Here is an 11,983-nt window from a genome sequence, read left to right as displayed (position 1 = left end):
AGTGAGGAATGCGGGTATTGATCGTCGACGATGAACAGCTGGCGCGCATGCTGCTGCGCGAATTCCTGGCCGAGCACGCGGACATCGAGATCGTGGGCGAATGCGCGAACGGCTTCGAGGCCGTCAAGGCGATCGCCGAGCACGATCCGGACCTGGTCTTCCTCGACATCCAGATGCCCAAGCTGGACGGCTTCGAAGTGGTAGAGCTGGCCGGCAGCAAGCCGCACTATATCTTCGCCACGGCCTACGACCAGTTCGCGCTGCGCGCCTTCGAAGTCCACGCGATCGATTACCTGCTCAAGCCGTTTTCGCGCGAGCGCCTGGCCCAGGCGCTGGCCCATGTCCGGGCGCGCGCGCCGCAGGCGGCCCAGGTAGAGGCTGTGGTGGCCGAGGCGGCCCAGCGCCACGCGCCGCTGGAACGCATCCTGATCCGCGACGGCGCCCGGGTGCACGTGGTGGCGGCGGCAAGCATCGACTACATCGAGGCCCAGGACGACTATGTGCAGATCGCTGCGGAAGGAAAGCACTGGCTGAAGAACCAGCGCCTGTCGGAGCTGGAGGGCCAGCTGGATTCGGCTGCTTTCGTGCGCATCCACCGCTCCTACATCGTCAAGGTCGGCGCGATCGCGCGCATCGAGGCGGTCAGCAAGGACAACCACTGTGCCGTCCTGCACAGCGGGGCGCGCCTGCCGATCAGCCGCGGCAGCTACCCTAAAGTGCGCGAACGGCTCGGCTAGGCCGGCGCATCCAGTTCCCACCAGGCCGGCATCAGCGCGCGGATGCCCGGCTGGGCGAAGCGGTCGTCGATCAGCCAGACCACGCCGCGGTCGCTCTCGGTGCGGATCACGCGGCCAGCCGCCTGCACCACCTTCTGGATGCCGGGATAGAGATAGGTGTAGTCGTAGCCGGCGCCAAACAGCTTCTGCATGCGTTCGCGCAGCTGCTCGTTGACCGGGTTCACCTGCGGCAGCCCGAGGGTGGCGACAAAGGCGCCGATCAGGCGGTTTCCCGGCAGGTCCACGCCCTCGCCGAAGGCGCCGCCCAATACCGCGAAACCCACGCCTGCGCCGCCGGGCGCGAAGCGGTCCAGGAAAGCCTGGCGCTCGGCCTCGCTCATGCGCCGTTCCTGGCGCCAGGCCGGGACCTCCGGATGCTTGTCGGCCAGCTCGGCCGCCACCTGGTCGAGGTAATCGAAGCTGCTGAAGAAAGCCAGGTAATTGCCGGCCTGTTCGCGGTACTGGCGCGCGATCAGGTCGGCGATGGGGCCGACGGAGGCCTTGCGGTGCTGGTAGCGCGTCGAGATCGTGCTGGCGAAGTGGACCTGGAGCTGGTGGGCCTGGAAGGGCGATTCGACGTCGACCCAGGCGGTGTCCGCTGGCATGCCGAGCAGGTCGCAGAAGTAATGCCAGGGGCTGAGGGTGGCCGAGAACAGGGTGGTCGAGTGGGCGAAGGCGAAGCGCGGGCCGAGGAAGGGTGCGGGCACCACGTTGCGGATGCAGATCGTCGAATCCCGCAGTGTCGAACCAGCGCCGTCGCGCGCCAGGTCGCACAGCGAATGCTCGCCGAAGGATTCGGCCAGGCGCACGAAGGCGAGGGCGTCGAAGTGGAAGCGCTGCAGGTCGGGGTCGAGCGGTCCGGGGAATTCGGCCAGGTAGTCGTTGACGGCGCTGCCGGCGTTCTGCAGGGCGTTGACCAGCTTTTCCGGTACGCCGTCCAGCACCTGGTAGGGCGCGGCGGCGCCGCGATCGACATCGGTCCAGGCGCGGCCGACCTTTTCCAGCGCTTTCTTGAGCACCGGCGGCGCGCCGGCGCGGGCGCTGCGCAGCAGGCCGCGGCTGATCTCGGCCGTGTACATGGAGCGTGCGCGCGACACCATGTTATGCGCCTCGTCGACCAGGACGCTGAGCTTCCAGCCGTTGTTCAGGCCCAGCGCGTACAGCATGGCGCCGCCGTCGAAGTAGTAGTTGTAGTCGCCGACCAGCAGGTCGGACCAGCGCGCCATTTCGCTGCCCAGGTAGTAGGGACAGACTTCGTGGCGCGCGGCCACCTCGCGCAGCGCCTGCTGGTCCAGCATCGGCACGGTGGCGGCATCGGCGCGCGCGGCCGGCAGGCGGTCGTAGAAGCCCTTGGCCAGCGGGCAGGAATCGCCGTGGCAGGCCTTGTCGGGATGCTCGCACAGCTTGTCGCGCGCGGTCAGCTCCAGCACCCGCAAGGGCAGGCCCCCTGGCCCGGCGCCCAGACTGGCGGCGGCGTGCAGGGCCAGCTGGCGTCCGGGCGTCTTGGCGGCCAGGAAGAAGGCCTTGTCGATGCCTTGCTGCGGCATCGCTTTCAGTACCGGGAACAGGCTGCCCACGGTCTTGCCGATGCCGGTCGGGGCCTGGGCCAGCAGGCAGCGCTTGCCGGCGTTGGCGCGGTAGACGCTTTCGGCAAGCTGGCGCTGGCCGGGACGGAAGTCGGCATGCGGAAAGCGCAGCTCGCCCAGGGCGGTGTCGCGTGCGGTTCGGTGTTCCGCTTCGCTGGCGGCCCAGCTCGAAAAGCGTTCGCACAGCTGCTCGAAGTGCTCGCGCAGCCAGTCCGCGTCGCGGCTTTCGCGCAGCACGGTCTCGATCCCGCTGCCGATGTCGTAGTAGACCAGGGCCAGGTTCACGCGCTCCATGCCCAGCTCGACGCAGATCAGGTGGCCGTAGACGCGCAGCTGGGCCCAGTGCAGGTGGCGGTGGTTGTCGGGGATGGAATCGACCTTCCCGCGGTGGGTCTTGACCTCTTCGACCAGGTTTTCGTCCGGATCGTAGCCGTCGGCGCGGCCGCGCACGGTCAGCTCTTTCCACTGGCCGGACAGCGCGACCTCGCTGCGGTAATTGCCGCCGCGCCGGGACGCGACCACCGCATGGCCGGCGATGCCTTCCTGGGCGCTGGGGGAGGGCGTGAAGCGCAGGTCGAGGTCACCCTGCTTGGCGGTGAACTCGCACAGGGCGCGCACCGCGACCGCGTAGTTGGCGACACCGGTCAAGCGGCCTGCTCCCATTGCAGGTAGCACACCGCCACCGGCATGTCGTGGGCCGCGCAGTAGTCGATCCAGCGCAGCTGGTTGTCCTGCAGGCGGTCGCCCGGGCCCTTCACCTCGATCATCGTATAGCGGCCTTCGCGCGGCCAGAACTGGATCAGGTCCGGAAAGCCGCTGCGGTTGGTCTTGACGTCGGCCAGGATGCGCTCGCACCAGCGGCGCAGATGGCTGGCCGGGATGCAGGCCAGGGCCAGGTCGAGCAGTTCCGGCGTGAGCGCGTCCCAGTACACGAAGGGCGTGCTGATGCCGAACTTCTCGGCGTAGTTGCGGCGAATCGTGTCCTGGTAGCGTCCGTCCTCGAGTTCGGCCAGGCAGGCCGCGAATTCGCTTGCCCGGCGCTGGTGGAAGTCCAGGCTGTGCAGGTCCGCCGGGCCGCGGTGGAAGGGGTGGAAAAAGGCGCCGGGAATGGCCGCGAACACGGCGCGCCAGCACAGCAGGCCGAACAGGGAATTGGCGAGCGCGTTCTCGACATAGAACACGGGCGCCTCCTCGAGCGCCAGATGGTCGCGCACCACGCCTTCGACCCACCAGTCATCAAGGGGGAGAGGCAGGCACAGGTCGATGCGCCTGACCGCCTGGCTGCGGCGTGGCGCAAGCTTGGCGTGGCCCAGCTTGCGCGCCAGGCGCGGGGCGATGCGCGCCAGCTGCTGGCGCTCGGCCTCGCTCTCGGGCGCGGCCTGGGCAGCCGAGAGGAGCTCGTAGGCCAGGTCGAAGCGCTCGTGCTTTTCCAGCACACGGATGGCGCGGCCGCGCGCGCCCGGGAAGCGGCAGCGCGCATACACGCCGTAGGCCTTGTCCCAGTCCTTCAGCTTTTCGTAGTGCTGGCCGATCTGGAACAGGAGCTTTTCGCGGCGGCTGTCCAGCCAGTCGTTGTCGAAGGCGTGCCAGGGCAGGTCTTCCACCACGTCGTCGAGCGGCTCGCCTGCCGCGAATCGCTCCTTGCAGGCATGGAGCTGCAGGTAATGGTCGACGTCGCGGCGCTGGCGGAAGCCGCGCGAATCCGGCGAGAACTCGACCTGCTCGTAGCGGAACAGGCCGAGGTCGGATAGCACGAATTCGGTCCAGTCCTGGTGCAGGTTGCCGAAGAAGATCAGGCGCAGGCGGTCGCACAGGGGCTTGACCAGGATGCGCAGCGCCAGGTCGGGGCAATCCTTGTACCAGTGCGAGAAAGGCAGGCTGTCGGCGCAGGCTTCGCGCAAGGCCTCGAGCTGTTCGGCCTTGCGCGCGTTCTTCACGCGCAGCCGGGACCCGAAGGCTTCGAGGATCTCGGGCTTGGACAGCAGGTCGAACAGCTCGTCGAGGGTGAGCTCGGGATCGGCCACGACCCAGCCCGTGCCCAGCAAATGACCGGCGGCCTCGACCGGGCAGCCGATCTCGACGTAGTTCAGCTTACTGGCGCGGAACAGCTCGCCCTTGCGCATGACCATGCGCACGAACAGCGCGCGCGCATTGCGCGGCAAGACGGGGAAAGCGGCCAGGAAAGCGTGCTCGTCCTCGTCCAGCAGATCGCCATAGCGTTCGCCGATCCAGTCGAGGACGCGCTGGAAGTTGTCCAGATAATAAAACTCGTTTTCCAGAACCCTGATCATGACGGAACGCCTTACTGTGCTTATGTACAGTATAACGTTCCGCGCAGCGAAGACCCAGCAGTTTCGCCCTGTTAAGACCAGGACGCGGGCTTTTTACCACGCACCGGGGCTCAATCCCGGGCGCGGGCTTCCTCCTCGCGTGCTTCCGCGTGGCCGTTGGCGTGCACGATGACGGCCGAGATCAGGGCGACGTCGCTGTCCACCGGCGCCTCGGCCTGTTTTGGCGGCGCTGCCGTGCGTGCGGGACGCGTTGCCGGACGCGCGGCGGGCGGGCGCGGCTTTGCCGCCGCCACCGCCTTCGGCCGCGCAGCCTGGATCGCGAGGGCAGCCTTCGGCGCAGGGAGACGCTGTTCCGGAGCCGGTTCCGGCGGAGGCGCGGCCATTCGCGGGCCCTCCAGCAGGCGCAGCGGCGGCGGCGGGGGAGGCGGTTCGTCGATGAGGGCGGCGGCGCCCGGCTGGTGTGGCGCTGGCGCCGTCACCGGGTGCGGCGCCTCGGGAACGGCGGCCTGGGCCAGCATCGGCTGCGACTTGCCGTTGTCGGCGGCCAGCCAGGCCAGCGTGCCCGTAAGGGCGACCGCGAGCATGGCGCCCGCGCCATAGCCGATCCTGCGCAGCAGCCTGCGTCCGCCCTGGCGGCGCGCGGGATCGCGTTCCAGCTTGGCCAGGATGCTGTCTTCACCGTGGCGGCTGGCGCCTGGCCTGGATGCCGACATCAGGTTGGGGCGCGTGGAGGTGGCTTGATTTTCGTCTGAAGGACGCACGGCAGTACTCCTAAGATGGGCTTTCCTGGTTCTGATTAGAAACAATTTAGGGAGTCCTGATGCTGATCTTTGTCGCCCTTCTGTACGTTTGCCTGGCGTCCATCGCGATCTGGCTTGTGCTTTTTCCAAGGGGACGGAGCGCGATCGCGCGCGGACTGCTCGGCCTGCGCAGCCGGCTGGAACAGCGCACCCGCGCGTGGAGGTATGCGGGTGAGCGCTACGCCGGCCTGCTGCGCGAGGAGCCGGCGCCGGATGCCGGGGAGCGGCTGCTGCGGTTCGTCAAACAGCACAAGCCCGCTTTCGCGATCGGCATGCCGGTGGTGCTGATTCCACCCTTGCTGGCGCTGGCCCTGAGCAACCCGGCCATGCTGCCCGTCTACGAGAGCGCGGAGGTGCTGCCCGACGCCCAGGTGGCGGCCCTGCTCAAGGGCGAGCACCTGGTCCCGCCCGTCGCGCTGCCGCCGGTGGTCTTCACCACGCGCGAAGTGGAGCTGGTGCGCCCGATGCTGGCCGGCGCCAGCCGCAACTGGGGCCTGCTGCACCCCGATTTCAGCCAGCGCCTGCTGCTGGCCTTCAAGATCATGAAGGAAAAGCATGGCTACGACATGGCCCTGCTGGAAGGCTACCGCAGCCCCGCGCGCCAGGACCAGCTGGCCCAGGCCGGCGGCCACGTCACCAATGCGCGCGCCTTCCAGAGCTGGCACCAGTACGGACTGGCCGCCGATTGCGCCTTCCTGCGCGAGGGCAAACTGGTGATCTCGGAAAAAGACCCCTGGGCCATGCGCGGCTACCAGCTGTATGGCGAGGTGGCCGAATCGCTGGGCCTGACCTGGGGCGGACGCTGGACCATGATGGACTTCGGCCATATCGAGCTGCGCCTGAGCGGCGTAATGCGGCGCTGATCCACCCTGATGGCATGGGCTTCCGGGTCAGTTGCGCAGTCTCAAGTGACGGCCGGCGCAGGCGTGCGAGCATTTCCTGTAGGACTTATTTCGCAACCCTCAACCATATCCCGTCATGGCACGACTCTGGCAGTTTCTGACCGACAGGCGTGTGCTTGTCGCGATCGGTGTGGCCGCGCTCGCGGCAATTCTGGTGATCGGCGCCGAACTGACCGGCGCCGGCATGATCTGGGCCGCGATCGCCGGCCTTGCCCTGCTGGCCTGCTGGGGCACATGGTGGGCCGTGCGGCGCTGGCTGCGCGGCCGGGCCGCGCGCCGGCTCGGCGAGGCGATCGCGCAAGGCGAAGCGGGGAAGGACTCAGGTAAGGACACAGGCAAGGACGATGTTGCGGTCCTGCGCAAGAGCCTGACCGAAGCCATCTCCACGATCAAGACCTCCAAGCTGGGCCTGACGCGGGGCGCCGCGGCGCTCTACGAGCTGCCCTGGTACATGATCATCGGGAACCCGGCGGCCGGCAAGAGCAGCGCCATCGTCCACTCCGGCCTGAGCTTCCCGATCCCCGGCAACAAGGCCTTGCAGGGCGTGGGCGGAACCCGCAACTGCGACTGGTTCTTCACCACCGACGGCATCCTGCTCGATACGGCGGGACGCTACTCGGTGCAGGAGGACGACCGCGCCGAGTGGTTCAGCTTCCTCGACCTGCTGAAAAGACACCGCGGCCGGGCGCCGATCAACGGCATCCTGATCGCGGTCAGCGTGGCCGAACTGGTGGCCGGCCCCACCAGCGCTTCGCACGAGCTGGCGAAGAACCTGCGCACCCGGGTGCAGGAACTGACCGAGCGGCTGGGCGTGCATGCGCCGGTCTACGTGGTGTTCACCAAGGCCGACCTGGTCGCCGGCTTCACCGACTTCTTCCACGATACCGAGCGTGCGGAACGCGACCGCATCTGGGGCGCCACCCTCCGCTACAACCGGCGCAGCGCGCCCCAGGACGTGCTGGGCTTCTTCGACGAGCATTTCGACGAACTGCACGACGGCTTGAAGGAGATGAGCCTGGCCAGCATGGGCGGCGCATTGGGCAAAGGCGGCAGCGCCATGCGCCCCGGCGTGTTCACCTTCCCGCTGGAGTTCGCCGCCATCAAGACGCCGCTGCGGGCCTTCCTGGCCACGCTGTTCGAGGAGAACACTTACCAGTTCAAGCCCGTGTTCCGCGGCTTCTACTTCACCAGCGCGCTGCAGGAAGGCAGCGTCCAGGACCTGTCGAGCAGGCGCGTGGCCAGCCGCTTCGACCTGGCGCTGCGCGAGCGCAGCGCCAGCGAGGTGGAGGAGCAATCCGGCTACTTCCTGTTCGAGCTGTTCCGCAAGGTGATCTTCGCCGACAAGGAGCTGGTCAAGCGCTACACCAACCCGGCCGCCAGCCGCTGGAAGATCGCGGCCTTCTTCGGCGCCACCGTCCTGCTGGGCGCGGCCATGGGCGCCTGGTCCTGGTCCTACATGGGCAACCGCCAGCTGGTGGGCAACGTGCAGTCCGACCTGGACAAGGTGAAGAAGCTGCAGGCCAGCCGGATCGACCTGCAGGCGCGCCTGGAAGCGCTGGACATCCTGCAGGACCGCATCGAACAGCTGGAGCGCTACGGGAACGACCAGCCCTGGGCGCTGGCCTTCGGCCTGTACCAGGGCGGGACCCTGGAGCGCAAGCTGCGCGACGAATACTTCGCCGGCGTGCGCGCGGTGATGGTGGAGCCGGTGACGGCGGCGCTCGAAACCATGCTCCAGGAGGTCAACGCCAACGCCGGCCAGCTCGACCCGGCCAGCCAGGCCGGCACGCCCTCGGTGAAGCCCGGCCAGCCTTACCAGGACGTCTCGCCCACCAGCGTGGGCGACGCCTACAACGCCCTCAAGACCTACCTGATGCTGGGCGATAAAAGCCATGCCGAGCCGGGCCACCTGAACGACCAGCTGACGCGCTACTGGCGCAACTGGCTGGAAGCCAACCGCGGCGCCATGTCGCGCGAGCAGATGATCCGCAGCGCGGAACGCCTGCTGACCTTCCACCTGGCCCAGATCCAGGACCCGGCCTGGCCGCAGGTCACGCTCAAGCTCGGCCTCCTGGACGGCACCCGCGAGCACCTGCGCCGCGTGGTGCGCGGCACGCCGGCGCGCGAACGGGTCTACGCCGACATCAAGACGCGCGCCGCGACGCGCTTCCCGGCGGTGACGGTGGCGCGCATCGTGGGTGAGCAGGACCAGGCCCTGGTGGCCGGCAGCCACGCGGTAAGCGGCGCCTTCACCCGCGCGGCCTGGGAAAAGTTCGTGCTCGGCGCGATCCGCGACGCCTCCAACCGCGAGCTGAACACGGTCGACTGGGTGCTCAAGACCGCCGCCAAGGACGACCTGACCCTGGAGGGCAGCCCCGAGCAGATCCAGAAGGCCCTGATCGACATGTACAAGGCCGAGTATGCGAAGGAGTGGATGAAGTTCGTGCAGGGCGTGGCGATCGCCGACCTGAAGGGTTTCGACGGCAGCGTGCAGGCCATGAACCGCCTTGGCGATCCGCAGACCTCGCCGATCGCCAAGTTGCTGCAGACCATCTACCAGGAAACGGCCTGGGACAGCCCCGGCGGCGTCCAGGTCACGCTGGGCAAGACCGAGCGCGGCGTGGTCCAGTGGTTCAAGGAAGTGGTGCTGCGCCGGGCGCCGTCCGACGCCCGTACCCTGGCCGACGCGGTCGATCCGGCGCAGTTGCTGGCGCAGCAGCAGGCGGGCGCGGGACCGATCGGGCGCGAGTTCGCGGCCGTCGCCCGCCTGGTCGGGGCCAAGGAAAAAGAAGCCTCCCTGATGACGGGCTACCTCGACGCGCTGTCGCGCCTGCGCACGCGCCTGAACCAGCTCAAGAACCAGGGCGATCCCGGCCCGGGCGCCAAGCAGTTCATGCAGCAGACGCTGGAAGGCAAGGACTCGGAGCTGGCCGAGGCGCTGCGCTACGTCGACGAGCAGATGCTGACCGGCATGAGCGACAGCCAGAAGTCGGCGCTGCGCCCGCTGCTGGTGCGTCCGCTGATCCAGACCTTCGCCATGATCGTGCTGCCGTCCGAGGCGGAGATCAACAAGACCTGGCAGGCGCAGGTGGTCGAACCCTTCCAGCGCACCCTGGCCAACAAATATCCTTTCGATGCGGCCTCCAAGGTGGAGGCCAGCCCGGCCGAAATCGGCCAGGTGTTCGGTCCCGAGGGCGCGGTGGCCAAGTTCGTCAACACGGCCATGGGACCGCTGGTGGTGCGGCGCGGCGACGTGCTGGCCGCGCGCACCTGGGCCGACATCGGCATCAAGCTCGAACCGCAGGCGGTGGCGGCTTTCCCGGGCTGGGTGGCGCCGCTCTCGAGCAATGGCGTGGCCACGGCCGCCGCGGACCAGACCGTATTCCAGCTTCTCCCCAAGCCCGGGCCCGGCCTGATGGAATACACGATCGAAGTCGACGGCCAGCAGCTGCGCTACAAGAACACTCCCCCCAGCTGGACCAACATGGTGCATCCGGGCCCGCAGGGTGTGGCGGGAGCGCGCATCACGGCGGTGACCTTCGACGGGCGCACGGTGGAGCTGTTCAACGAGCCGGGACAGTTCGGCCTGAAGCGCATGGTGGCCGCCGCCCAGCGCAAGCGCAAGGACGACGGCTCCTTCGAGCTGCGCTGGGCCGCCGGGAATGGGGCCAATGCGGCGGCGGTGTCGGTGGACCTGAAGATCGTCAGCAGCCCGGACGCGAGCGGCGGCGGATCCCAGGCCTCGAGCAAGGGCTTCCACGGCATGCGCCTGCCGCCGGCCATCGTCGGACGGGCCGCGCCGGCCGAAGCGCCGGCCGCCGTGGCCAGCCTGAACGGAGCGCCGTGATGCGGAACGAGCGGATCGGCTACTTCGGCAAGATCCCGGCGCGCGCCGATTTCGTCAAGCTGGCGCCCGACACGGCGGCGATCGGCATGCTCGATCAATGGTTGGCGCAGGTGATGACCCTGTTGCCGTCGGATGCGCGCTGGCGCATCAACTACGACGCCATGGCCCCGGCCAGTTTCGCCCTGGTGGGGCCGGCGCGGCGCCATGCGCTGGCCGGCCACCTGGTGCCGAGTCGCGACCAGTCGGGACGGCGCTTTCCCTTTCTCGCCGCCCGCACGCTGGAAGTGGCCGATCCGGCGGCTTTCGTCGCGCGCTGTCCGCTGGCCTTCGGGCCGCTGTGGATGTTCCTGGAGCAGACCTGTCCCAAGGTGCTGGCCGCGAGCGACCCGGCGCCCTGGCTTCAGGCCATCGCGGAGGGCGCCGTGGCGCCGGGCGACGAAAACGGCCTGGCGCGCCTGCTGGCCGAGGGCACGGTCGGCTCGCTCGACGCGATGCTGGGCCGCTGCGGCGCGGCGCGCCTGGTGCTAGCGCTGGGCCTGCTGCTGCAGCCGGTGATGCACAGCCAGCCGGCCGAGCTGCACAAGAGCCTCGTCCTGCCGCTGCCGGCGGGGCAGGAGGAACGGCACGCGGTGGCGGCGCTGTGGCTCGAACTGATCGCGCCTTTCCTGCGCCGCTCCAGCTTCGACCTGGCCTTGTTCCTGACCCGCCAGGACGAGCGGCCGGTGCTGGTGGTGGGTTTTTGCGGCGCCCTGGCCCAGACCCTGCGCGCGATGATCGATCCGCTGGTCGGCGCGGAACTGCAGGTCCGGCTGGAGGACACCGGCTGGATCGACGAGCAGCTGCAGTTCGACACCGACGTGCGCGAGCTGGCCAGCTACCTGGCCCAGTCCGACCTGCCGCTGTATCTGGCGCGCGAATTGTTCATGAAGACCTTCATTGGAGGCGCGGCGTGAGACTTCATCGCATCTTCCTGCTGCTGGCGCTGGCGGCCGGCGGCGCCCAGGCCCAATCCGAGGCCCCCGTCGTGGTGAGCGGCACCGTCGCCGACGAGGCCAGCAAGGCGGCCTTGCTGGAACGCCTGCGCACGCTGTACGGCGCGTCGCGGGTGGTGGACCAGCTGGCGGTCGGCACGGTGTCGACGCCGGCCAACTGGAACGACTACGTACAGCGACTCGTGGGGCCCAACCTCAAGCTGATCAAAGGGGGCCAGCTCAAGGTGGACGGCAACAAGGTCAGCCTGCGCGGCGATGTCGAGAGCGAGGAGCAGCGGCAGAAGATCGCCGGCGATATCGCGGCCAGCCTGAATCCGACCTATACGGTGAACAACGGGCTGCGGGTGGCGGTGTCGCAGCAGAGCGTGCTGGACGAGGCCCTGGCCAACCGGATCATCGAGTTCGAGTCGGGCAAGGCGGCCCTGACGCCGGCGGGCATGGCGGTGCTGGACCAGATGGCGGCGGCCATGCTCAAGCTGAAGGGCGTCAAGGTGGAGGTGATCGGGCATACGGACAATTCCGGGTCCAGGGCCAGCAACCTGTCGCTCAGCCAGGCGCGGGCGGAGGCGGTCAAGGCGTATGTGGTCAGCCATGGCGTGGCCGAGGATTCGGTCGCGGTGTCGGGGGAAGGGCCGGATCGGCCGGTGGCGGATAACCGGACGGCGGAAGGGAAGGCGAGGAACCGGAGGATCGAGTTCAAGGTGGTGCAGTAAGCCTTAGCCACCACCATCAAAACCGTGGGGGGGGGGGGGGGGGGGGGGGCGGGGGGGGGGGGGGGGGGGGGGGGGG

8 protein-coding genes are annotated in these 11,983 nt (G+C 68.8%); 5 read left to right on the top strand and 3 right to left on the bottom strand.

Features of this window, described 5'->3' with window-relative positions:
* The first annotated feature begins 8 nt into the window (after window positions 1–8).
* Window positions 9–737, top strand: coding sequence for a LytTR family DNA-binding domain-containing protein (locus tag KBW95_RS21090; protein WP_211529268.1), 729 nt, complete (start codon window positions 9–11; stop codon window positions 735–737).
* Here the strand turns inward: KBW95_RS21090 and KBW95_RS21085 are convergent.
* The 3 genes from KBW95_RS21085 to KBW95_RS21075 form a co-directional block, all read right to left on the bottom strand.
* Complete coding sequence (locus tag KBW95_RS21085; RefSeq protein ID WP_211529267.1) at window positions 734–3,025, bottom strand: ATP-dependent DNA helicase; 2,292 nt, start codon at window positions 3,023–3,025, stop codon at window positions 734–736. The two genes, KBW95_RS21090 and KBW95_RS21085, sit on opposite strands and share 4 nt — an antisense overlap.
* Window positions 3,007–4,653 (bottom strand): VRR-NUC domain-containing protein, encoded by a 1,647-nt coding sequence (locus KBW95_RS21080; protein WP_211529266.1) that lies wholly within the window; start codon window positions 4,651–4,653, stop codon window positions 3,007–3,009. Before KBW95_RS21080 ends, KBW95_RS21085 begins: the two co-directional genes overlap by 19 nt.
* A gap of 110 nt (window positions 4,654–4,763) precedes the next feature.
* A complete protein-coding gene (locus tag KBW95_RS21075) occupies window positions 4,764–5,414 on the bottom strand; it encodes a hypothetical protein (protein WP_211529265.1) in 651 nt (216 codons plus the stop codon).
* A 59-nt stretch (window positions 5,415–5,473) separates the two neighbouring features.
* Here KBW95_RS21075 and KBW95_RS21070 point away from each other — a divergent pair, with 59 nt between their 5' ends.
* The 4 genes from KBW95_RS21070 to KBW95_RS21055 all read left to right on the top strand — a co-directional run bounded on the left by KBW95_RS21070 (window position 5,474) and on the right by KBW95_RS21055 (window position 11,907).
* A complete protein-coding gene (locus KBW95_RS21070) occupies window positions 5,474–6,316 on the top strand; it encodes a M15 family metallopeptidase (RefSeq protein WP_211529264.1) in 843 nt (280 codons plus the stop codon).
* Window positions 6,317–6,431: 115 nt separating this feature from the next.
* Window positions 6,432–10,202, top strand: coding sequence for a type VI secretion system membrane subunit TssM (tssM, locus tag KBW95_RS21065; protein ID WP_211529263.1), 3,771 nt, complete (start codon window positions 6,432–6,434; stop codon window positions 10,200–10,202).
* The gene (gene tagF / locus KBW95_RS21060) at window positions 10,202–11,155 is read left to right on the top strand and encodes a type VI secretion system-associated protein TagF (protein ID WP_211529262.1); all 954 of its coding nucleotides are present in this window, start codon (window positions 10,202–10,204) and stop codon (window positions 11,153–11,155) included. The genes tssM and tagF overlap by 1 nt, the downstream gene beginning before the upstream one ends.
* Window positions 11,152–11,907 (top strand): OmpA family protein, encoded by a 756-nt coding sequence (locus tag KBW95_RS21055; protein ID WP_211529261.1) that lies wholly within the window; start codon window positions 11,152–11,154, stop codon window positions 11,905–11,907. Before tagF ends, KBW95_RS21055 begins: the two co-directional genes overlap by 4 nt.
* Window positions 11,908–11,983 lie beyond the last annotated feature (76 nt).

Source organism: Massilia sp. ZL223 (genome assembly GCF_018119395.1).
Classification (GTDB): Bacteria; Pseudomonadota; Gammaproteobacteria; order Burkholderiales; family Burkholderiaceae_D; genus Telluria.
This window is presented reverse-complemented; position numbering and strand designations above follow the sequence as displayed.

Excerpts from the sequence above, each read along its gene's own strand:
- KBW95_RS21090 (WP_211529268.1), top strand. The coding sequence starts at position 9 with ATGCGGGTATTGATCGTCGACGATGAACAGCTGGCGCGCATGCTGCTG.
- KBW95_RS21085 (WP_211529267.1), bottom strand. The coding sequence starts at position 3,025 with ATGGGAGCAGGCCGCTTGACCGGTGTCGCCAACTACGCGGTCGCGGTG.
- KBW95_RS21080 (WP_211529266.1), bottom strand. The coding sequence starts at position 4,653 with ATGATCAGGGTTCTGGAAAACGAGTTTTATTATCTGGACAACTTCCAG.
- KBW95_RS21070 (WP_211529264.1), top strand. The coding sequence starts at position 5,474 with ATGCTGATCTTTGTCGCCCTTCTGTACGTTTGCCTGGCGTCCATCGCG.
- tssM (WP_211529263.1), top strand. The coding sequence starts at position 6,432 with ATGGCACGACTCTGGCAGTTTCTGACCGACAGGCGTGTGCTTGTCGCG.
- tagF (WP_211529262.1), top strand. The coding sequence starts at position 10,202 with ATGCGGAACGAGCGGATCGGCTACTTCGGCAAGATCCCGGCGCGCGCC.